This is a genomic window from Kastovskya adunca (assembly GCF_059505785.1).
Map to the genome: position 1 here is coordinate 15,598 of NZ_JCACLG010000015.1, position 23,820 is coordinate 39,417.

Genomic DNA, 23,820 nt, shown 5'->3' on the forward strand with positions numbered 1-23,820 from the left:
AAGGCTTTAGGAGTAGTCTCCGCATCCTGTCTTTCTGCCACTCTGAATATAATGAGAGTATATATCTACCTAGAAGCCCCCTGAAAGGTTAATTATCTTTTTCCTGATGAGGTTTTTAGAGGGTAGGGGCGTTTGCACCTCTAGGGTTCAGTATAAACTTTTAGTAGCCACTCTCAGCTCCTCAAGCCAGGTATACGCTGACTTTTGGAGAGACCTAGTCTAGAAATACCATTATCACACCTGCATGGGTTTTTGGAAAAGCTTGTTTAGCAGTTCTGACGCAGCAGCAGCGTCCCCTGTAACACCACTAGACGGTTCCGTTAATGGTACAGGCGATCGCTCCGGCAATGAGCCGCGTATTTTCTTTAGTACAGACCGAGACATTGACCTCTATGAACTAGAGGAACTATGTGATGCAGTGGGTTGGGCACGGCGTCCGCTACGCAAGGTCAAAAAAGCAATTGAGCATAGCTTCTTGGTGACTTCGATGTGGCAACAACGGGGAAATACCAAGCGACTGATTGGTTTTGCGCGAGCCACCTCCGACCACGCTTTCAATGCGACCATTTGGGATGTGGTTGTTCACCCAGAATTCCAAGGCAAAGGGCTGGGGAAGGCACTGATGAAGTATACGATTAAAAAACTCCGTAGCGAGGACATCAGCAACATAACGCTTTTTGCCGATCCTCAGGTGGTGAATTTCTACCGGAGTATGGGTTTTATGCCAGATCCAGAAGGTATTAAGGGTATGTTCTGGTACCCAGACTAGCTCTTGAAAGTTTACTGATCTTGTCGTTAGAAGTGCCAAGATCAGCTATAATGACATAGCCAACGGAATTTTAGTTTTGGTACGACCCATCTAAAAGTCTGTTAGCTAAAGTCAAATTCCGGGATGTAGCGCAGCTTGGTAGCGCGCCTGCTTTGGGAGCAGGATGTCGCAGGTTCAAATCCTGTCATCCCGATTGAAAAATTTCTTCATTACCGCTCAAAGGTATTAGCATTAATCGTTAAGATTAGTGGTTTGTTGTTTTCTAGTAACTAAACCTTGCAAAAATCCGCAGGACAGTTCTATAACAACAAAGGACGGTGCTAATCAGTTTAGGGCTAGGGTGTAGACACTGATGAAGGTTGGATCAGTTGCGAGATTTTCATAAATGTAATGTGTCAGGGTCAGTACCTTGATTTTTGAGCAGTGATGCTGAACAATGCTCTGGAACTAGTGGAACTATTCAAAATCGAACAAAGTCTGGGAAAAACACTGCTAGTCGTCAGAGCAAAGTCCTGTTATCAAAGAATGTAGACATTGAACAGCAGCAATCAGTCTTTGTGGATAAATCTTTGCTTCGATTAGCCGTTAACTCAATATGCCCTTGCCTTGTCGGAGCATGATTTTAGTTGCGACAGGTTGTCCAAGATAAAACTATTAAGGTGGTAATGTCGATGAAATCATTGGTTCGCTGGAGCGCAACGCTAGGATTAGTAGGGAGTACTCTCATCGGCTCCTTGTTTGCAGGTAACTTGCCGGCGATCGCGTTACCCGACGCACAAGTCAAAGAAAAGCTACAATCTGTTCCCGTGTTCACTGTCACCGATCCCCAAGGGGCACCTCTAGTTGCCTCGGTTCCCAATGGGCAAAACAATCAGACAGCGAATGTTGCTGGTGTCTTCATCAGCCAACGGGATGCTCAATCGTTTGTAGAGCGACTAAAGCGGGACAATCCAGAATTGGGAAGAACGGTACAAGTTGTACCTGTATCTCTGGGAGAGATTTACCAACTAGATCGAGAAAACAATAACAAGCCTGATGGTTTGGACTTTGCATTTATCCCTGTACAGCAGCAGGTGCAAGCTGCCCAATCACTCACGGCTGGAGGTCAGCAGCAATTTCAAGGGGTGCCTCTATTTGTTGCCAGAGGAGGGCAGGACAAGGGTTATCTAACGCTCCAACAGGGCAACGAGCCAGTCATTCCCTTCTTTTTTGATAAAGAGCAACTCCAGACAATGGTGGAGCGCTTTAAGCAGCAACAGCCAAATCTTGCCTCTACTGTCGAGATTCAGGCTGTGCCTTTAGAAGGCGTGATCGCCACGCTGCAAGAACGCAATGACCAGCAACTGAGCCGGATCGTGTTGGTGCCATCGCGGGAGTCTCAGGAATTTTTGCGGACGATGCAAGCTGCCCCTGCAAATGCGCCTCAAAATCAGCGGCGATAAGGGATAAAAAAGCTGATTGGGGATAAGTAGCTTGGATATTTCGGAAGCAGACAAGACATATTTCGCCCACACAGCTTCGCAGACACTGGCGGTATCTGGCTGGGAACTCTGGCAATGGCGTCAGGATGCCAAACAGTCTGCTAGTGCTGCGGGGATTCCTACAGCGGAAGTGGACTGGCTGCTGCAAGAAGTATCTGACCTTGAGGCGCTGGCACTGCGTTTGGAGTCATTTAAAGGGCGATCGCATATCAACCTGCGATTTCCGTTAACTGTGCTGACTCAACTGTGGCAGCGCCGCCTCAAGGAGCGCTTACCCGTACAGTACCTGACAGGGACAACGCCTTGGCGTCATTTTTCCCTAAAGGTTTCTCCCGCTGTCCTGATTCCCCGTCCAGAAACTGAGTACCTAATCGATTTGGCAGTCGCTGCTGCCAAAGAACGCCCCGCTATTTCCTTGGCGGCTGGACATTGGGCAGATTTAGGGACGGGAAGTGGCGCGATCGCCCTAGGACTAGCAGATGCCTTTGGGGCGGCTACCGTTCATGGGGTGGACTGTAGTGCTGAGGCGGTCGCGATCGCCCAACAGAATGCCCAGGAGAATGGTTTAGCTGACCGTATTCGCTTTTACCAAGGCTCTTGGTGGGAGCCTCTAGCCGCCTTGAAAGGTCAGTTCAGTGGCATGGTGTCCAACCCGCCCTATATCCCCGCTTCTCTAATTCCCCAACTCCAACCGGAAGTGCAAGAGCATGAGCCATTCCTTGCCCTCAATGGCGGTGCGGATGGTTTAGACTGCATTCGGCAGTTAATTGCCACAGCACCGGACTATCTTCGTTCTGGCGGCATTTGGCTGATTGAGATGATGGAGGGGCAAGCAGAGACAGTTGCTCAGTTACTACATCAGCAAGGCAGCTACCGCCAGATTCAAAGCTTTTCTGACTTAGCAGGAATTGAGCGCTTCGCCCTAGCGTATCGAGTGTAAGGGTCAGCTTCTCCCGTTAAATCAAAGATTCTAACGGGAGCTTGAGGAGAAACACTGGACTCCAAGCGTAAAGCAAGCGGTCGTTGAGCTTGCCGAAACGCTGAATAGCCCACCGCACTTCGGCTTAAACGCTCAGTGTTCGAGTTCTTTGGCGTTACACACCTCCTTGTGCCACACCAGCAAGGATTACCTGTTTGACCTAACCAGTTGTTAGGAATCGCGACAAAGAATGGGCGAGGTGTAGCTGGACAACGTTTCGACTAGGCTACTTCGACCCGTTCGGACTTCGGCGTGAGCGCTCAGTCGAACGCTGACGCTCACGGCGGAAGCCTTCGGCAAAGCTCAGGACAACGCAAGTCAACGACCACCAACAAACACAGAGTTATCTGGATTATCTCCAATGTTCAACAAACGTGTACCAGTTCTTAATCCTGATGGGACTCCGGCGATGCCCACCTCATCATCAAGAGCAAGGCGCTGGATTAGAGACGGCAAAGCCAAAATAGTACAGAACGACTTGCGGATATTTTGTGTTCAACTTGTTGAAGAACCATCAGGAAGAAACACTCAAGACATTAGTTTGGGTATCGACCCAGGCTCGTGCTTTACCGGGGTGGCTATTCAGTCTAAACAAGAAACCTTAATTGGGTTGAATCTTAATCTGCCCAAAAAGCAAGTCCAAAAACGACTAACAGAACGAGCTGTACTTCGGAGAACACGACGGGGGCGACGAATCAAACGAAGTCTTCCCTTCAAACGTCGCAACCACAGACAGAAGCGATTTAATAATCGTCGGCAATCTAAGCTACCTCCTAGTATTCGAGCCAACAAACAGCTAGAACTAAGGGTTGTAGATGAACTGCGACGACTATACCCAATCACTCACGCCTACGTGGAGCGGCTCAACAAGTCAAATAGACCTGGCTTTACTATTGCCGCCCAAGGTCAAACATTTCTCATCAAAGAACTAGAGAATCACTTCCTAGTGATCTTAGTTAAAGGGTGGGAAACTGAAGCGACAAGGGAGTGGCTCAAGCTGCCTAAGTCCAAAAATAAGGCAGAGCAAACACCTGCCGCACACGTATCGGATGCCATAGCGCAAGCAGCTAGACACTTCATCCGGTATGCAGTTAGTACAACAGGGATGCAAACAGGTAGAGAGTGGAAGGGGTTAATCCAAGTGACACCTTTCCCCTTTGGTATCGTAGAACGCCTTCCTTCAAGACCTCGTAAAATGCACGACTTAACCGTTCAAAAAGGTGGAGTTCGTGACACCTACGGCGGGTTTGATGGGACGCACTCTTTTAAGAATGGAGATTATGTGGAGTACAAAACCAAGCGCTCAACACTTCGGCTTGGCTACTTCGACAAGGCTCAGTACAAATCAGTGACCACCCTTAAAGGGTATATCAGCGCCAACGACTTGTATCAATTCTTCCCTGTTAAAAAGCGACTCAAGCAGGGCGTAACTGACAAAAACACCCGATTGATTCGTTACTCAAGTCACTTAATTGTAAACCTACACAGAGGACTGGCATTCCTCTCCCGCTAAATCAAAGATTGTAACGGGAGTCTCCTGCCAGAAGAAAGATGACATTAGTGTCAATGGATGCCCTAGTGGCAGGGGCGATCGCTGGTCGTGTAGTGAGCTTTCCCACGGATACTGTACCCGCTTTGGCAGTACAACCGGAGCAAGCATCGTTAATTTTTGCGGCGAAACAGCGGAGCCTGGATAAGCCCTTAATCTTGATGGGAGCCTCTCCTAGGGAGTTGTGGTCGTTTGCTAGTGCTAGCCCCCAGGAATTGGAGATTTGGCAACAAGTAGCTGAACGCTATTGGCCAGGAGCCTTAACATTGGTTTTACCAGCTTCCGATAAAGTTCCCCCCGCCATGAATCCCACCGAGCCGACAACGATTGGACTGCGGGTGCCAAATCATCGCCTTGCCCAGATGATTTTGTCTCAGACAGGAGCAATGGCAACGACTAGTGCTAACCGTTCTGGAGAGCCACCCTTGCAAAGCCTGAGAGAAATCTCAGCCACCTTTCCTGAGGTCTTAGCGCTGCAACCAGAAGGTGTAGAAGCGGAGCAGCCAGCATCAATGGGCGTCCCTTCGACAGTTGTCAAGTGGATGGGTAGTGGTTGGGAAATTTTGCGCGAGGGAAGTATCAATTTTATTGGAGTGGGATAGATTCAGGATCAGTTCGGATGTAATACTGTTTGGGTTGAGACTTGCTAGCCTTTAATCGCTAGAACTATACGACTAGCTGAGTTTTTAAAATCCAAAATCCACAATGGTGCGAACACATGGATGGAATTGATTGGGTATATCTACTATTGGGAATAGGGATCGGGGTGGTAGGAAGCCGGGTTGTCCGTTCCCCAGAAAAACCCCCAGCTTCATCTGTGTCTGCACCGCAACAGACGCATCCACAAGATGATTTGTCCTTGCAAGAAGAATTAAAGCAAACTCAACTGGCTTACCAAATGGCAAGGGAAATGAGCCAGTTCAAATCGGGATTTCTTGCCCGAACGTCCCATGAATTGCGATCGCCTCTGAGCAGTTTGATTGGGATGCATCAACTGATTTTGTCCGATCTTTGTGACAACCCTGAGGAAGAGCGGGAATTTGTTGCCCAAGCCAACGCCTCAGCGCTGAAAATGGTCAAGCTTTTAGACGAAATCATTGGTGTGGCAAAAACTGAACATGGCACAGCCCAGCTAGAAACTCGCCCTCTACAACTGGCAGAAGTGTTTGAGGAGGTGCATCAACTTACCTACATGCAAGCGGCGAATCGCAACTTTCAGCTACACGTCATTGCGCCTGACCCAGATTTGTATGTCCTGAGTGATGCGCGACGTCTCAGACAGGTATTAGTCGCTCTAGTAGATACCGCGATTTCTCAAATGGAGAGTGGTAGTATTCACGTTTCGGCGGCAGCTTCCCCAACTTCTGAGTCTGTGCAAATATGGGTTGACTCGTCCTGCCCTAGCCATGTTTGGAGCGATCCTGTAGATTTACTCGCCTCTGCTTCTGAGCTGCAGTTATATCCACCTGGGAGTTTCCCAGAATCCTCACCGGGTTTTACGCTCTTAATCGCTCGTGCTCTTGTGGAAGTGATGCAGGGACGCTTGGAAATCGTACCCGCCTCGGAAGACACTGCTGAGGCAAACAAGAGCGAAAATTTAACCCGGATACAATGCACTATCCCCCTAAGTCGTGATGAGACTGTAGAGCAGGGGTTGGCAGATGGCTAACTACAGGTTTGTTGTATAGCACCATCGTCGTGCTGGTATTGCTCTCAAAACCAATGCGTTCGTAAAAGCTTTGTTGGTGGGTTGTCGTCAAGTAAACCCGCTCAACTCGGTTCATGCGGGGATGGCTCAAGACAATTTCCACTAGTTTTTGCCCCAAACCCGCACCTCGAAAATCTGGATGGATAACAACATCCCAAATCGTGGCGCGGTAAATTCCATCGGAAGTCGCTCTGGCAAAACCGATCAGCTGTTCTTTATTCCAGACGCTGATCACGGGTTCGCTATTAGCGATCGCTATTCCCAAATCTTCTACTGTTCTATCTTTCGCCCAAAAGGCTCCAAGTTGAAATAGCACTTGGAGTTGATTGAGATCAATCTGAGATTTATAGTCACTAAATTGAATATGACGACAATCCATGCTTCCCAAATTTCCTTGTTGCTTCTATGTTATGCAAGCCAAGAAAAAGCTTCTTATAGGAAAAGTTTTAGGGTTTGGCTTGCCCAAGTTTGGATGACTACAATGATTCTTTACAATTGCCAATTGTAACGATATTCAACAAAGGTAGAGACTCAAAACTCGTTTTTTTGTAAGTGTTTCCTAACATTAGGAGACAAGGGTGAAGCATGAACTTAACAGGGACGAGCCAGAGCGCCATCAGCAATTGAACGATTAACGAATTACATCAGCACTATGCCCTTCTGATCTTTGCTGCTGGCAGGGCATCAGCATAGCGTTTTCTTCATCCAAATCTTTGATTGCCGCTTCCAGGTCTTCGGTTAACTGTTTGGCACTTTGTTTACTTGACTTGGTGGAGTAATCCCCGACGTTTAATGGCTCTCCAATGCAAACGCTGACATCACAGCCCCAGTGAGGGAAGGGGTCACTATAACGAATGCTAATCGGCACAATCTTCAGCGATGGATCAGGGTTACCTGCCTGAGCTTGGAGGGCGATGCGAGCCATTCCTGGCTTGAGGGGATGAACCTGATTGTCGTGGAAAATATTGCCTTCAGGAAATATTACTAGGGCTTCGCCGTTCCGTAGGAGTTCCACAGCGTGACGGATGCTGCCAATTCCTGGGTGTTTAGTATTAACCGGAAATCCTCCCATCTTGCGGACGAACCAACCTTGTATCCCCTTGACTTCATCCGCACTAACCATAAACCGTAAATCCCTTCCAGTTATGGGTTTACCTGCGGCATAGGGAATCATTAGCCCATCCCAGCGAGAGCGATGGGTAGGAGCCAAAATCACCGAACCCGTCGCGGGAATATGCTCTTGCCCGGTCACGCGTAGCTGACGGAAGTAAAGCGGTAGAACGATATGACGACCGAAAGGATAAAGAATAGGAGTCAACCAGTGAGCCACACTAGAGGTCACGGGGACTGTTTTTGTCTCTTTTGATGACTCTGGAGTCGTTTCTGCCGATTTTGTCATAGCTGCGGTGTCTTCGCGGGAGTCAAGCTGCATCATTGGGGTAAAAGTGCTTTAACTATTCCTTAATTCCACTCTTACCTTAAGTTTGTCAGGGGTTAGTGTCTCCCACCGTGGGGACACTTTTGCTGGTGTCATGAGAGGGATGTTTTAGCCGGAGGGACGGTGCTGGCGACGCTGGCTAAACCAGGCTTGTAACTGCTGGCGACAGGCAGCTTCACAAATCCCACTGATGACTTTTAGGCGATGATTTGAAGCCGCACTATCAGGAATATTAGCAACTGTCCGAATTGTGCCAGTTTTGGGATCGTCCACTCCATAAACCAATAAACCGAGCCGGGCTTGAATTATTGCCCCAGAACACATGGGACAAGGTTCTAAAGTTACATAGAGGGTGCAGTCGTTGAGATGCCAGGTTTGCAAGGCTTGTCCTGCTGCCCGGAGAGCGAGAATTTCTGCGTGGGCTGTGGGGTCTAGGTCGCGCTCTTTACGATTTTCCGCCGCTGCTACCAGGTTACCTGTACCATCAACCACTACCGCCCCCACAGGCACTTCTCCCGCCTCTCCTGCTGCCTGGGCAAGGGTAAGAGCCTTGCTCATCCATTGCCGATGGATGAGGTAGGGAGGGTGATTAATTGCTGGGGGAGGAGGTGGCATGAAGGGTGAAGTGTGAAGGGTGAAGTATGAAGGATGAAAGGTAAGAGGTTGGAGGTTATGGTTTCACTTAATTCCCCATCATTTTGTGCCCTCATCACCGAGCTACGCCCCGAATCGCTAACATCACCTCATCTCCCCTGCTCTGGGTGATCCTCATCCTCCCATCACCCTATTTATCCCGCAGGTTGAGCCAGCATTGGGTCTAACTGACCTCCTCCGTCTAACCGATAGAGGTCATCACAGCCACCAAGATGTGTGTCATTAACAAAAATTTGCGGCACACTCCGGCGTCCGTTGGCACGTTCAGCCATCTTTGCTCTGGCTTCTTCATTGCCGTCAATTTTGTACTCGGTGTAGTTCACTCCTTTCCACCACAACAACAACTTTGCCCGGATGCAGAACGGGCAAGTCTGCCAGGTGTAAATTTCGACGTTAGCTTTATTTCGTTCTGGATGGCGACCTAAAACAGGATTGAGAAAGTCCAGCATGGAATATTAATAAATTCTGCCTATATCTCTAGCCTAGATCGAGATTGAGTTATTGGCGATCGCTTCTTCGATATTGTTTCTTGGCTAATTACTGATCGCCCTTGTCCCTTGAGGAGCAGAGGAGAAAGATTTTTCGCTTTTCCTTAACTGGGGAAGGGCGGAATTTTAGGGAAGAGATTTGTTGAAATTGCTACGCTTACCCACTTAAATCAAGTAAATGAACAGTTCTGGAAATAATAAAAAATATTAAAATTTAAAATTAATCCGTTAACTTTTTTGGCATTACCGTTAATAAAATCGCTTCATGTAATTAATTATCTTAATACATTTCTCATTAATTCTATTGCTAGAAAAATTCCAAATCCGCTAACTTTTGCAGTTTAAATCAGGGCAGTTAGTGTGATTGTATCTACGATTTTCGAGGACTGACGTGACTAATTGCATCAAAACTTTACACAATCCTGTGCTTGACTAGATTTCGGGTGCAACCCTAGGTCTGATAGACTTTTACACTGGGGTCGGCAGACAAAACCACGCCAAATAAAGCAGTTGAGAGGAAATGTTCTGTGGAAAATACACTGGGTTTAGAGATTATTGAGGTCGTGGAGCAAGCCGCGATCGCCAGTGCGAAATGGATGGGCAAAGGCGAAAAAAATACCGCTGACCAGGTGGCTGTAGAAGCCATGCGGGAGCGGATGAACAAGATCTACATGCGCGGTCGCATCGTGATTGGGGAAGGGGAGCGGGACGACGCCCCCATGCTCTACATCGGGGAAGAAGTCGGGATCTGTACTCAAGAAGATGCCAAAAGCTACTGCAACCCAGACGAGCTGATTGAGATTGACATCGCTGTTGACCCCTGCGAAGGCACTAACTTAGTTGCCTACGGACAAAATGGCTCAATGGCGGTACTAGCGATCGCTGAAAAAGGAGGGTTGTTCGCCGCCCCTGACTTTTACATGAAAAAGCTAGCAGCACCCCCTGCTGCTAAGGGGAAAGTTGATATCAACAAATCAGCAACCGAAAACTTAAAGATTCTCGCCGAGTGCTTAGACCGCTCGATCGAAGAACTGGTGGTTGTAGTGATGAAACGCGAGCGCCACGATGACCTGATCAAAGAAATCCGCGAAGCAGGAGCCAGAGTTCGCCTAATTAGCGATGGGGACGTTTCTGCGGCTATTTCTTGCGCCTTTGCTGGAACTAACATCCATGCTTTGATGGGCATCGGAGCGGCACCTGAAGGAGTGATTTCCGCTGCGGCGATGCGCTGCTTGGGTGGACACTTCCAAGGACAGCTAATCTACGACCCCGCCGTTGTGAAGACAGGTCTAATCGGTGAAAGCCGAGAAAGCAACCTCGAGCGGCTGAAATCGATGAATATCAACGACCCGGACAAAGTCTACGATGTTGACGAGCTAGCCTCTGGAGAAACCGTACTGTTTGCCGCTTGTGGTATTACCCCTGGAGTCTTGATGGAAGGCGTGCGCTTCTTCCACAAGGGCGCGCGGACTCAGAGTTTGGTCATTTCTAGCCAGTCTAAGACAGCTCGGTTTGTCGATACGATTCACATGTTTGACCAGCCGCAGTACATCCAACTGAGGTAGAGCCATCCCGAAAAGGAAAATTGCTGACTGGCAATAATTATGGGGTCAGCTTCTACTCCCCGTTCAAAAAGGGAGTTTGAAGCTCTATAGATTTAGAGTTCTGAGGGGCAAAGCGAGTACTTCCCCAGGAAGTTGATCGGGCGACGATAACGTACCTTCCCACTCTGAGTCAGGATTTTCTCTGGTAAGACCGGAGCTTAACTCAGAACTCAGGACTCAAGATCGTTCGTTGTGTGGGCATTCCAGCAACATGGGTGTAACAAAAAAAACAAAATTTAGGACTCCCGAAGGCTAGGTAAGTTGTTAGGCTAAAGATTGAGTCAAAAATTACTCTGCTTTGCCGCTCAACGGTGTAGATGATGAGGGAGGAGCCAGCGATCGCCCGACTTGCCGCTCAAAAGCAGAAAACGCGATCGCCAAATCGCAAGTACTAACATCAAGCCTGGTTATCAGGATTTATTTCCTACACCCCTACAAAAAGAGAGAATTGAACTTGTTTTCAAATATTTATTGGGTAGTTTGTTAAGTTCAATTCTTTAAAATTTACGCTGGATAAACTGCCCCAAATTTTTACATTCCAAATATCTTGACATCTTAGCCGCAAAGATTAGGACAAACCTTGGGAGAGAACATGAATATCGCAGTCGTAGGTCTGAGCCATAAGACAGCCCCCGTTGAAGTTCGAGAAAAATTAAGTATTCAAGAAGCCAAATTAGAAGGAGCGATCGCTCAACTGTGTAACTATCCTCACATCGAAGAAATCGCCGTTCTGAGCACATGTAATCGCCTAGAAATTTACATCGTTGCCGAAGAAACAGAACAAGGCGTGCGGGAAGTTACTCAGTTTCTTGCAGATTTTGGTCAACTGCCCCTCGACCAGTTGCGGAAACATTTGTTCATTTTGTTACACCAAGATGCGGTAATGCACCTGATGCGGGTCGCATCGGGTTTAGATAGTTTGGTGTTGGGAGAAGGACAAATTTTGGCGCAGGTAAAGCACTGCCACAAACTTTGTCAGCAACATAAAGGGGTCGGTAGCGTCCTCAATCGTTTATTTAAACAAGCTCTGAGTGCTGGCAAGCGCGTCCGTACAGAAACCAGCATCGGTACGGGAGCGGTTTCCATTAGTTCTGCGGCGGTGGAATTGGCGCAGATGAAAGTGCAGAACTTAGCCGCCTGCCGAATTGCGATTGTTGGTGCGGGGAAAATGTCACGGCTGTTGGTGCAGCATCTGCTGGCGAAAGGCGCAACAACCATCACGATATTAAACCGCTCCTTAAAAGGGGCTATGGAGTTAGCCAGTCAGTTTCCTGATGCAGAATTGCAACTGCACGACCTCTCAGAGATGATGAATGCGATCGCCACATCAGATATCGTCTTTACTAGCACTGCCTCTACAGAAGTGCTGCTCAACGCTTCAAAACTAGAATTGATTCTAGAACCGCATCGCTCTTTAATGCTGTTTGACATCTCCGTCCCTCGCAACATCGATGCTGATGTCAATCAGTTAGAGAACGTCCAAGCCTTCAACGTTGATGACTTGAAAGCCGTAGTTGCCCAAAACCAGGAAAGCCGTCGTCAGATGGCAATGGAAGCCGAAGTGCTGCTAGAAGAAGAAGTAGACACCTTTGATATGTGGTGGCGATCGCTAGAAACGGTTTCAACCATTAGCTGTCTCCGCGATAAAGTCGAAGCGATCCGCGCCCAAGAGCTAGAAAAAGCTTTATCCCGCCTCGGCACAGAATTTGCTGAAAAGCATCAAGAGATCATTGAAGCCCTCACACGAGGCATTGTTAATAAAATTCTTCACGATCCAATGGTGCAACTGAGGGCACAACAAGACATCGAAACTCGACGCAACGCCATGCAATCGTTACAAGTACTCTTTAATTTAGATACTGAAGAGCAATTTAGTTAATGGCGATCGCCTGATCCCAAATAACATCCTCAACTCGTCCGTTGTTAGCCACTAACTAGCCGTTCTACTAAATTACAACGACTAGTTAGTGACTAAGAATTAACGACGAAAAACGAAAATGACCAGATACTTCAGGAACTCCCTTTTTCGCGCGATCGCCCTATTACTAGGGGTGTTACTGGGCTGGGATTTGCTGTCTCACCTGATAGCAGAAGTCTTATGGTTCAACGAGCTGGGTTACTTATTTGCGTTCTTAGTCCGCTTGCGAACCCAGTTTGGTCTGTGGGCTGTGGCGAGCATCATCTCTGCTGGCTTTTTGCTCGGTAACTTGTTTCTTGCCAATCGGCTGAAGTATTCCGACACCAGTTTATTATCTAGAGCCTTTCCCGAAGCCCAACCCGTCCACCGCCAGCACCTTGACAGGACAAATTCCGGACTCCGGGCAGAACCTCAGACAATTCCCCGCCCGATTCGAGTCGGGACGCGGAAATCTCTCCAGGAAGACCATGTTGAAGCTTCTGGCCCCTTGAGATTGCGATCGCTGCTTCCTGTAGTGTTCTTACTCAGCTTGCTGGTAGGGTTCATGGTGCTGCACTACAGCCAGATTGCCATTTCCCTTTGGCATCGTGACATGAGCCTCGTCAATGTTACGCCGCCACTACCCACTCCCTTCGGTTGGACATCCCTGCAAACGCTGATTCTCTCGTCATGGATCAATCAGATTTGGCCCTTAGGAGTGCTGGTTGTAATTACGATCGCCCTGATTGTTAATCCCCAGTTCTGGTTAACGGCGATTGCTGCTGTATTTTCCTTATTCTTTGCGCTGGTTTTGTCTGTTCAGTGGGGTCGGATTTTGCAGTATTTCTACCCCACTCCCTTCAATGCCAGTGAGCCACTCTTCGGTCACGATATCAGCTTCTATGTCTTTAGCATTCCGGTGTGGCAGTTGTTGGACTTTTGGCTAGGAGGGCTATTTCTCTTCAGCTTAGTGGCGGTACTCCTGATTTATTTATTAGCAGGAGATAGTTTTTCTCAAGGGAAATTTCCCGGCTTTTCTCAAGGGCAAATGCGTCACTTGTACGGGCTAGGGGCTGGTATGGCGGCGATGGTCGCTGTCCGTTATTGGCTTTCGCGTTACGAACTGCTCTATTCCACCCGTGGCGTCACCTACGGAGCCAGTTACACCGATGTTAGAGCGCAATTACCCATCAACACAGCTCTGAGCATTTTAGCCGCCGCGATCGCCCTCTTCCTGCTCTTTCAAACTGTTTTCTGGTTCCATCGTCTGAGGCTCAGTGGTCGAGCCAAGCTGATGGCATTGGGACTGTACCTGATAGTCAGCGTGGTTGCCACTAACATCGCCCCCGCCGTTGTGCAACGCTTCGGCGTCCAACCCAACGAACTAGCACGAGAACGACTGTACATCGAACGCAGTATTTCCCTGACCAGGGCAGCCTTTGACCTAGATGATATTGAGGTTGAAACCTTTAATCCCCAAGGCGCACTCACTACCTCCGTCCTAGAAGACAACGAGCTAACGATTCGCAATATCCGCCTGTGGGATACGCGCCCCATCCTGCAAACCAATCGTCAGCTCCAACAAATCCGACCCTATTATAGATTTCCTGATGCTGATATCGATCGCTACCTCCTAAGAGCAGACGCAACCGGGGTAAGTCCCATCACTGGAGGGCAAGAAGCAAGGCAAGCAGAACCAGAAGCGGATCAGATAACCGTTACTCCCGACGAAAGCTTTACTGTGCCTTCAGAACCGTTAGCGATTGAAAAACAACAAGTACATATTGCCGCTAGGGAGCTAGATTATCAGTCTGTTCCTGAACAGGCACAAACTTGGGTAAATAAACACCTGATCTACACCCACGGCTATGGCTTTACCGTCAGCCCCGTGAACATAGTTGCCAATGCGGGACTACCAGCCTATTTCGTTAAGGATATTGGCACCGCGTTGGATGCGGCTGAAGGGAATTTATTCACATCCAGTGAATTCATTCGGGAGGCTATTCCCATTTATAATCCCCGGATTTACTACGGAGAACTCACCAATACCTACGTGATGACATCAACGCGAGTTGGGGAATTGGACTTCCCTAGTGGCGATGAAAATGCCTATACCGTCTATTACGGCGCTGGTGGTATAGGTATTGGTTCACCTTGGCGGAGGCTTTTATTTGCCGAGTATCTCAAAGATTGGCAGATGCTCTTTACGCGGGATTTTACGCCTCAGACAAAGGTACTGTTCCGGCGCAATATTAATCAGCGCATCCGCACAATCGCGCCGTTCTTGCATTACGACCAAGACCCCTACATTGTCAGCGTCGATCCGGATGAGACCGAGCCTGGGGCGATGGAGAGCCATCTTTACTGGATTGTTGACGCCTACACGACTAGCGATCGCTACCCCTACTCCGACCCTGGTCAACACGAGTTCAACTATATCCGCAACTCCGTAAAAGCGGTTATTGATGCCTATCACGGGGACGTGACATTCTACGTTGCCGATCTCACTGACCCGATTATTCAAACCTGGAGCAAAATTTTCCCAGGTTTATTTCAGCCCCTGGACGCGATGCCAGACCCGCTACTGCGTCATATCCGTTACCCACGGGATTTTTACAGCGTCCAATCAGAACGCTTGTTGGCGTATCACATGACCGATCCCCAAGTGTTCTACAACCAGGAAGACCTCTGGCGGATTCCCCAGGAACTATACGGCGTTGAATCCCAAGCAGTAGAACCCTATTACCTGATCATGAGACTGCCCACAGAAGCATCAGAAGAGTTCATTCTGCTCCAACCCTATACTCCCGTTGCTCGTAATAATTTGATTGGCTGGCTAGCGGCGCGTTCCGATGGCGCTCAATATGGTAACTTGCTGCTGTATCAGTTTCCGAAGCAGGAGCTAATTTACGGCCCTGAGCAAATTGAAGCGTTGATTAACCAAGACCCCGTCATCTCTCAGCAAATTTCTCTGTGGAATCGTCAAGGCTCGCGGGCAGTTCAAGGTAATCTTTTGGTAATTCCGATTGAGCAATCCCTACTCTATGTCGAACCCGTATACTTAGAGGCTGAACAAAATAGTCTGCCGACTTTAATACGGGTTATTGTCATTTATGAAAACCGAATTATTATGGCAGAAACCTTAGAAGCAGCACTAAATGGGATTTTCCAACCCGAAGACGCAACGCCCCCAGCTATTATCAGACCATTAGAAGCAATCCCAGCTGGGCCAGTGGAGGGCGATCTAACTCCTCCTTAATTCTTTGCACAAACTTCGGTACTTTTTGGGACGCCAATGGAGAAGTGCTGCCTTGGTAGATGCATAGAGATGAGGGGAATTGGGAGCTAATTGGCAACCAACTGACAGTTCCCGACGTCAGTTTAAATAGATCAATTTTGTTCAGGCAGTTCTTGAGCATAATTTTTTACTTGCCATTTATGCATCTATGTGTTTATCCCTTGCCGATTTCAAATCTGTCTGTAAGAAAGCGATCGCATTCCGCTACACTCCTCAATTCTTGGTTTTCTTAGGAGTTGGGGAGTTTCAACTTGTGAAATTGGTAAAACTTGCTAACAACTGCGATGTGTCAGCTCTCTACAATATTTATAAATTGATCGGAAACTTGCTGAGAGACGGAAAAATCCAGGTTCTGACTGTGAATACCTGCAAATAAGGCTATTTGTGCAACTTCTTTAGCCATTAAAGTTTCGAGACTTGACGTATTCTTTGACTATCATTCTCCAGTTGTTGCCATACGTAGTTCTGCCAACAATTTTTTGTCCGTGACCTAGTGACAACAAGAACTTGCTAAATTACATTATCTCAAATCGCGCTGACGGCTCAGGACTCATGGAAATGAGATGGTTTTGACTATGTCAATAGTAGCCACTCAGCAATCATGGCAGTGAAACGGAGGCGATCGGGTGTGAGGGAATGCGATCGCAGGCGATCGGAAATGGTACGGTAAGGAGTCGTCGAGGCAATCAGTTACTCACGCATAACACTTGATGCCTGTTATTGATGGTGTCAGGAGAAATAAAAATGACTAATCCTCCTAATCCTGGTAACGAACCGGAAACGAATTTAAAAGGCGATCGCGAAAAGGTCTCCCCTCCTCCTAATCCGGGTAATGAACCGGAAACGAATTTAGAAGGCGATCGCGAAAAGGTCTCCCCTCGTTCTTCATCACGCCGACGGCGATTGCGGCGTGTAGGACTGGCAATGGGTGTGCTTTCCCTAGTGGGAATTGGGGGAGGTTTAGCGTGGGCGTGGCTGTTTGTCGTGCGAGACCTAGCACCGTTAGTAGAAAAGAATCTGTCTGAAACCCTCAATCGTCCGGTACAACTTGGCAAGGTAGAAAGCTTTTCCTTTAATAGCTTGTACTTTGGGGCTTCCAAAATTCCGGCGACTCCCACCGATCCCGATCGCGTCACGATGGAAGCAGTTCAGGTCAAATTCGATCCGTTGCGCTTACTGTTCAATCGCACGCTGGAACTGGATATTACCCTCGTTGAACCCAATGCCTACATTGAGCAAGATCCAGAGGGACGTTGGATTTCCACCGCCATTCAATCCTCAGATGAAGAAGGATTCATCTCCACTGAATTGCAGAGTATACGAGCTAAAGATGCAGAGCTAGCGCTCGTTTCGCGTCAGCCTAACGGAAAACTGAATTCCCCCGTCGTGGCATTCCTACCGACGGCTAAGGCTCGCCGCTTTGTGGAGGCTGACGATAGCCAACGCTTTGAGTTCGATCTAGCCGGTCAACTCGCTAGCAGTGGTGAGTTCAAACTTGCCGGAACTTACCTCCCGGAGAACGGCAGAACCAATTTGCAGGTTTCTGGACAGAACCTCAATGGCCCGGCTCTAGACCGCCTGTTGCCCTTGCCCCTCAGTGTCCAAGCCGGAACAGTGGACGGGGAGTTGGAAGTGCGACTGCGTGAAGACGAACCCACGTTGTTTCTTGGTAACGCTACCCTGGAAAACGTCACGGCAAGAATTGAACAGTTACCGCAACCATTCTTCAATACCTACGGACAACTGCGCTTTAAAGGCACTGAAATTGGCTTAGAAAACGTCAAGACTCGACTGGGTCAAGTTCCTCTGGTAGCCAATGGAGTCGTCGATACCGAGGAAGGGTACAACCTCTCGGCACTTACTACTTCTGTTGCCCTACCGAAGGTTTTACAGACCTTTAATATCAAAGAAATGCCTGTAGAAGCGGCAGGAGAAGTGCAGGCAAAGGTCTTGGTAACCGGGCCGATCGAAAAACCGATTGTTTCCGGCTCGGTGGCAACAACGAAGGTGGCACGAGTCGATCGAGTGAACTTTCGCGCCATTAGCACCAACTTCCGCTTAGTTGACTCACTACTGACTCTCAATAACTTTCAAGCCCAGCCTGTTGTCGGGGGTCAGCTTACCGGGCAAGGTCAAATCCAACTGGGAGATAAAGGGAGCGCCCGCTTTGATGTTCGGGCAGTGAATGTTCCGGGAGGGGCGATCGCGCGCAACTACAACGTTGACCTACCCGTTCCCATTGGTACCGTCTCCGGTACTGCCCAGATTAATGCTCCCTTGGCTGATGCCAAAAACCTGCGTGCCGTCGGTGCCGCCGTTATCGAAGCGGCAGGAGGGACGGTCGTGGCGGATAACATACAGGTAGTGGGAGAGCGCTTCCGTGCCCAAGTTCGTGCCAGTAGCGTCCAACTGAGCCGTATAGAACAAGTTCCTCCCCGCTTCCAAGGAGCCGTATCGGGTGACTTCATCCTCGCCGGGAATCTGGAAAACTTGAGTCAAACCCTAAGCGGTAGTGGAGAAGCCCGTTTGGCGATCGCTGGCGGCACTGTCACTATACCAAGCCTCCAACTTGCCGACGGTCGCTTCCGTGCCCAAGTTCGTGCCAGTAGCGTCCAACTCGGTCAACTGGCGGAAGTGCCGCCCCAATTACGCGGGCCCGTCTCTGGCAACTTTGAGATCGCCGGTAATTTAGAAAACTTCAGCACTGAAACCCTTGCTGGCAGGGGAGCCGCCACTCTCAATGTCGCTGGCGGCACTGTCACTATACCAAGCGTCCAACTTGCCGACGGTCGCTTCCGTGCCCAAGTTCGTGCCAGTAGCGTCCAACTCGGTCAACTTGCGGAAGTGCCGCCCCAATTACGTGGGCCCGTCTCCGGCAACTTTGAGATCGCGGGTAATTTAGAAGACTTCAGCACTGACACCCTTGCTGGTAGTGGTTCCGCCAGTCTAGGGATTGGAAACGGCACCGTTAATGCGCCCAATATCCAATTTGCCAACGGTCGCTTCACCGCCCAAGTTCGTACGAGTAGCGTCCCCGTCGGTCGTCTCGCGCCAGATGCGCCCGCTCAGTTACGCAGTAGTCCCCTCACCGGAAACTTTAATATTGCTGGCAGTCTCGACGACTTTAGCCCTAGCACTCTAGAAGGTAGCGGTTCAGGAGTCTTGAATGTCGCCGGAGGCACGGTCGTTGCTAACAATATCCAACTTGATGATGGTCGCTTCCGCGCTCAAGTTAATGCGAGTAGCGTCCAACTCGGTCAACTTGCCCCCGTCCCACCACAACTTCAAGGTCCCGTTTCCGGAAATTTGGCGATCGCGGGTAATCTCGAAGACTTTAGCCTAAATACGCTGCAAGGAACAGGTTCGGGAACGGCACAAGTGGCTGGCGGTACAGTTGCCCTAGAAAATATTCAACTCGCCCAAGGTCGCTTTAGCGCGATAGCAGAACCTACAGGAGTGCAGTTAGCCGAGTTTTCCCCAGAGCTAGAGGGACGCTTAGGGGGTAGGCTGAATATTTCTGGTTCCCTAGATAACCTGTCCCCCACAAGTATTAATGCCAGGGGTCAGTTGAGCTTTAGTGAAGGACTCGCCTTAATCGACCGTCCCCTCACTGCCGACATTACCTGGACAGGTCAACAGTTGCAGATTGCTCAGGCAACCGCCGAGGGGTTTGATGCTAGCGGTGTTGTGAATGTAAATCCGGCAAGGTCAGGGTTAGAAGCAATTCAAGGGTTTGATCTCAACGTGCGAGCCGAGGACTTGGATCTGCAACAATTGCCTGCGGCGGTACCGGATGCGGTGCAGTTGGCAGGACGAGCCGATTTTGACGGTCGCCTTGAAGGAACTGTTGCCGCACCAAATATTGATGGGTCTTTGGCATTGCGAAACTTTACCGCTGGGGGTCTAGAGTTTGAATCGCCGCTTGTAGGGACGGTGAGTGCTGTACCTGGAACCGGGGTGAATTTGCAACTTCGTGGTGACCAAGACCAAATTAATTTGGCACTCGGAGCAGATTACCAGCCAACGGCCTTTTTCATTCAACGCGAAGACGCGATCGCCCAAGGCACCCGTTCTGGGGAACAGTTGCTCGTAGATGTCCAAAACTTCCCCATTGCCACCCTCAAAACCTTGGCACCCACAAGTCCCATCGCCGCCCAACCTCTGTCTGGGGAACTGACTGGGGATTTAGCGATTAACCTTAGAACTAGGGAGGCATCGGGTAATGTAGCGATCGCCGATCCAATCTTTGGTGGACTGCAAGGCGATTCCTTCTCCGGTCGTTTCCGCTACTCAGATGGTGTTGTCGCCCTAGAAGATGGCATCTTCCGCCAAGGCGAAGGTCAATACTTACTCAGTGGTGAACTTATTCAAACTCCTAGAGGGCCGCAATTTGTAGCTCAACTGAGGGTTGAAGAAGGACAACTCCAGGATGTCCTGACTGCCCTGCAATATTTTGAACTCGACGACCTACAGCGAGGAGGAACTCCTCCCACCTACGGCAGGGCGGAGGATCTCCAAGTTGCCTCCGTGGGTGTGCCAGAAAGGCCCCTGCAAACGCAGTTGCGGCGACTCTCAGAAATTGAGGCGCTTTTGGCACAACAGCGTCAAGTACGAGACGACTCCTCTCCCTTACCGGATCTCCAAGAAGCAACAGGCACGTTTACAGGCACTGTCGCCGTTAGAGGGTCTTTGGATACAGGCATTACTGCCAATTTTGATATCGCTGGACAAGACTGGAAGTGGGGCCCTTACACAGCAGAGCAAGTGATTGCTGAAGGTAATTTCTCTGATGGCGTCCTCACCTTCCTCCCCCTACGCTTCCAATCCACCATTCCTAATCCCCAAGATCCCGAAGACCGTTTCCGTTTCGTTGCTTTCTCCGGCACCATTGGCGGCGAAGAACAGTCCGGTCAGCTACAGGTACGTAACGTCCCGATTGAACAGCTACAAGCCTTTGTTCAGGACGTGACCAACTTCCCTGCCGACATTGATTTTACAGGTCTACTCAATGCCACAGCCACCGTCTCCGGCAGCATTAACAATCCCAGTGCTAGAGGCGTCCTTTCCTTAGAACAGGCAACGCTTGATGGTACTCAAGTCCAGGATGCTGAAGGCAGCTTTAGTTACAACGACGCCCGCCTCAACTTCAACAGCGAAATTTTAGTTGCTGACGCTGACCCCTTAAGAATCAACGGCAGCATCCCTTACCGCCTGCCTTTTGCCACGGTTTCACCTGATAGCAACCAACTTGCCCTCAACATTGATGTCCAAGACGAGGGACTAGCGCTGCTCAACCTCATTTCTCGGGGTCAAGTCGATTGGGTAGAGGGAATGGGTAATGTTCAGCTTGCCATTTCCGGCACCTACGACGAGGAAGCGGGAAGACCAACGGAACTTTTGGCGGAGGGAATTGCCACCGTAGAAAATGCCACTATCCAGGCACAGGCACTGGCTGAACCCCTTACCGATGTCACGGGAACAATACTTTTCGACCTTGATAATATCCGGGTGGAAAACTTGCGATCATCATTTAGCGGTGGTGAAATCACCGCATCCGGCACGCTACCCATTTCTAATGCGGCTGCACCGCGAGAAAACCCCTTGCGGGTTAATATCGGTGAACTTGCCTTCAATCTCAAAGGTCTTTATAGTGGCGGTGTTCGCGGCGATGCCGTGATTACGGGTTCTGTCTTAGAGCCTGTAGTCGGCGGTGAAGTGGAGTTGTTTGATGGGCGGATACAGTTGGCAGAGGGAGGAGGTGCGCCGACTAGTGGCGGGGATACTATCCCAGTTGGAACCGCCGTTGGGCAAGCTCCACAAAACGATAGCCCGATTGCCTTTGATGACCTGATGCTAACCCTTGGGGAAGATGTTCAGATCACCCGCGCACCGATCTTAAACTTCCTTGTCGATGGCAGTCTGCTCATCAATGGCACGTTGAATAATATTCGTCCAGACGGAATTATTAGCGTCAAACGCGGACAGGTCAACCTCTTTACCACGCAATTCCGTCTAGCAAGAGGCTATGAAAACAGGGCTGAATTTAGCCCCGCCCAAGGACTTGACCCCACTTTAGATGTCAGACTTGTGGCATCAGTTGCTGAGGCGACGCAACGAAGAATGCCTACCGATCCCTTGACGAGTGAAATTGCTGACGTTCCGGCAAGCTCCTTGGGTCGCGTCCAAACTGTTCGCGTTGAAGCCAGAGTCGAAGGTCAAGCCAGCCGCATCGCTGACAATATCGAACTCACTAGTGACCCATCTCGCAGTGAAACAGAAATTGTTGCCTTGTTAGGTGGAGGCTTTATCGATACCTTAGGGCGAGGAGACACCACTCTGGGTTTAGCGAACTTGGCAGGTTCAGCCCTACTGGGAGGCGTGCAAAACATCATCGGTGATACTTTGGGATTGAGTGAATTTCGCCTCTTCCCGACTTTAACGACGAATGAGAAAGGACGCAGCTCCACGTTGGGATTAGGTGCTGAAGCCAGTGTGGATCTCAGTCAGAACCTCTCTGTCTCTGCGCTGAAAGTCTTGACAAACCAGCAGCCCATCCAATACGGTTTGCGCTACCGCATCAATGATGAAATTCTCTTGCGCGGTTCCACTGATTTGTCAGGAGATAGTCGAGCGTTAGTGGAGTACGAAAATCGGTTTTAGGGATTGCATCGCGATTAACCTATCCCTAGGAGAGACGCTCCCCGACTTCTCAAAAAAATCGGGGTCTTAATATCGATCAAGGAAACTTTTTTTAGTCAGTTATACCAATTTCATAAAATAGCGCTACAAATCGACCCCCCTAACCCCCCTTATTAAGGGGGGAATCACATAGTATCTGTAGTAGACATTCAGGAAATTGATATTAGGGGTTGTCGCTGAGAGAGGACTAAGCCAAACCATTGATTAGGATCAGTCCAAATTTTCAGCGGCTTTAAGCCTTGGGTCTGGAGGTACTGCTGCATTGTATCTAGGTCAAATTTGCGAGAAATTTCTGTGAGGATAGTTTCGTCGGCTTCAAAGTTAACAGTTAGGTCTAAGCTACGTAGATAAACAGAATGCTTTTTCTGACTTTTTAGATGCATCTCAATCTGATGCAATTGCTCGTTATAAAACGCCCAATGTTCAAACAAGCTGGGGTCAAAGTTGCCCTCAAATCGCCAATTAAGATGATTCAGCATGTTGAGGTTAAATTCAGCCGTGACTCCCTGACTGTCATTGTAGGCAGCATTTAATAAGTGCTTGGGCTTTTGGAGGTCAATTCCTAGCAGGAAATACTCCCCTTCCTCTAACGCCGCCGTAATTTGTGAGAAGAAAACATCGCAGGCTTGTGGATTAAGGTTCCCTAGGGTGCTTCCTAGGAAGAAAATCATCCGACTGGGTAATTGGGTAGGCTGTAACTTTGCCAAGGCTTGCTCGTAGGTACTCACCAAGCCGTGAACTTGTAGGGAGGGGTAATCTGCCAATAACTGCCGCGCACTGCTTTCTAAAATGCCTGCACTGACATCAATGGGAAGATAGCGCAGAGGATATCCTAGTTCGTTGTAAGCATCAAGCAATAGCCGGGTTTTGGTGGAACTACCGCTTCCTAGTTCTACCAGTTCGCAGGGCCCTGTCATCTGAGCGAGTTCCCCGGCGTACTGGTGCAAAATCCCAGCTTCTGTGCGGGTGGGGTAGTATTCTGACAATTCACATATCTGCTCGAATAGCTCAGAACCTCGGTCATCGTAGAAATATCTGGGCGGTAGAGACTTGGTCGCTGACGTCAATCCGGCGATCGCATCGCGCCCTTTATCTGACTGAGAAAGGGTAGATTGAATCAGTAAATGCTCGATCCGTAAGCGATCGCTTGTTTGGAGATTGCCTTGTACACTCTGAGATAAATCAGCTTTCATCCTGTTTTTTCCTACGATTGTCCAAAAAATTCCTGCCAAGCGGGACTATGCCACTTGACATTT

Annotated in this window: 15 protein-coding genes and 1 tRNA gene; 11 read left to right on the forward strand and 5 right to left on the reverse strand. The window is 49.2% G+C overall.

The window, feature by feature from the left end; translation table 11 throughout:
• The first annotated feature begins 244 nt into the window (after window positions 1-244).
• From AC5JR3_RS04600 to AC5JR3_RS04630, 7 genes are all read left to right on the forward strand, one after another.
• Window positions 245-769 carry a GNAT family N-acetyltransferase gene (locus tag AC5JR3_RS04600; RefSeq protein WP_495843487.1) on the forward strand — a complete coding sequence of 175 codons (525 nt, stop codon included), beginning with the start codon at window positions 245-247 and terminating at the stop codon, window positions 767-769.
• A 119-nt stretch (window positions 770-888) separates the two neighbouring features.
• Window positions 889-962, forward strand: a tRNA-Pro gene (locus AC5JR3_RS04605).
• A 478-nt stretch (window positions 963-1,440) separates the two neighbouring features.
• On the forward strand, window positions 1,441-2,211 hold the full coding sequence (locus tag AC5JR3_RS04610; protein WP_495843489.1) for a Tic22 family protein: 771 nt from the start codon (window positions 1,441-1,443) through the stop codon (window positions 2,209-2,211).
• A gap of 37 nt (window positions 2,212-2,248) precedes the next feature.
• Entirely contained in the window at window positions 2,249-3,190 is a 942-nt protein-coding gene (prmC, locus tag AC5JR3_RS04615) for a peptide chain release factor N(5)-glutamine methyltransferase (RefSeq protein WP_495843606.1), read from the forward strand.
• A gap of 400 nt (window positions 3,191-3,590) precedes the next feature.
• Entirely contained in the window at window positions 3,591-4,742 is a 1,152-nt protein-coding gene (locus tag AC5JR3_RS04620) for an RRXRR domain-containing protein (RefSeq protein ID WP_495843491.1), read from the forward strand.
• Window positions 4,743-4,780: 38 nt separating this feature from the next.
• Window positions 4,781-5,380 carry an L-threonylcarbamoyladenylate synthase gene (locus AC5JR3_RS04625; protein ID WP_495843493.1) on the forward strand — a complete coding sequence of 200 codons (600 nt, stop codon included), beginning with the start codon at window positions 4,781-4,783 and terminating at the stop codon, window positions 5,378-5,380.
• Window positions 5,381-5,496: 116 nt separating this feature from the next.
• Window positions 5,497-6,447: a sensor histidine kinase gene (locus tag AC5JR3_RS04630; protein WP_495843495.1), complete on the forward strand. Its 951-nt coding sequence runs from the start codon at window positions 5,497-5,499 to the stop codon at window positions 6,445-6,447.
• On the opposite strand, the gene AC5JR3_RS04635 is transcribed toward AC5JR3_RS04630, so the two are convergent.
• From AC5JR3_RS04635 to grxC, 4 genes are all read right to left on the reverse strand, one after another.
• Complete coding sequence (locus AC5JR3_RS04635) at window positions 6,395-6,865, reverse strand: GNAT family N-acetyltransferase (protein WP_495843497.1); 471 nt, start codon at window positions 6,863-6,865, stop codon at window positions 6,395-6,397. The genes AC5JR3_RS04630 and AC5JR3_RS04635 overlap by 53 nt on opposite strands.
• Before the next feature lie 252 nt (window positions 6,866-7,117).
• On the reverse strand, window positions 7,118-7,918 hold the full coding sequence (locus AC5JR3_RS04640; RefSeq protein ID WP_495843608.1) for a lysophospholipid acyltransferase family protein: 801 nt from the start codon (window positions 7,916-7,918) through the stop codon (window positions 7,118-7,120).
• 114 nt (window positions 7,919-8,032) lie between these two features.
• A complete protein-coding gene (tadA, locus tag AC5JR3_RS04645) occupies window positions 8,033-8,539 on the reverse strand; it encodes a tRNA adenosine(34) deaminase TadA (protein ID WP_495843499.1) in 507 nt (168 codons plus the stop codon).
• Between the two features lie 173 nt (window positions 8,540-8,712).
• A complete protein-coding gene (gene grxC / locus AC5JR3_RS04650) occupies window positions 8,713-9,027 on the reverse strand; it encodes a glutaredoxin 3 (protein ID WP_495843501.1) in 315 nt (104 codons plus the stop codon).
• A 566-nt stretch (window positions 9,028-9,593) separates the two neighbouring features.
• Here grxC and glpX point away from each other — a divergent pair.
• The 4 genes from glpX (at window position 9,594) to AC5JR3_RS04670 (ending at window position 22,525) form a co-directional block, all read left to right on the forward strand.
• Window positions 9,594-10,631, forward strand: a complete 1,038-nt coding sequence (gene glpX / locus AC5JR3_RS04655; RefSeq protein WP_495843503.1) for a class II fructose-bisphosphatase — start codon at window positions 9,594-9,596, stop codon at window positions 10,629-10,631.
• A 631-nt stretch (window positions 10,632-11,262) separates the two neighbouring features.
• A complete protein-coding gene (locus AC5JR3_RS04660) occupies window positions 11,263-12,549 on the forward strand; it encodes a glutamyl-tRNA reductase (protein ID WP_495843505.1) in 1,287 nt (428 codons plus the stop codon).
• 118 nt (window positions 12,550-12,667) lie between these two features.
• Window positions 12,668-15,826, forward strand: a complete 3,159-nt coding sequence (locus tag AC5JR3_RS04665; protein WP_495843507.1) for a UPF0182 family protein — start codon at window positions 12,668-12,670, stop codon at window positions 15,824-15,826.
• 783 nt (window positions 15,827-16,609) lie between these two features.
• On the forward strand, window positions 16,610-22,525 hold the full coding sequence (locus tag AC5JR3_RS04670) for a translocation/assembly module TamB domain-containing protein (protein WP_495843509.1): 5,916 nt from the start codon (window positions 16,610-16,612) through the stop codon (window positions 22,523-22,525).
• A 188-nt stretch (window positions 22,526-22,713) separates the two neighbouring features.
• Here the strand turns inward: AC5JR3_RS04670 and egtD are convergent, their stop codons facing one another.
• Window positions 22,714-23,757 carry an L-histidine N(alpha)-methyltransferase gene (gene egtD / locus AC5JR3_RS04675; protein ID WP_495843511.1) on the reverse strand — a complete coding sequence of 348 codons (1,044 nt, stop codon included), beginning with the start codon at window positions 23,755-23,757 and terminating at the stop codon, window positions 22,714-22,716.
• Window positions 23,758-23,820 lie beyond the last annotated feature (63 nt).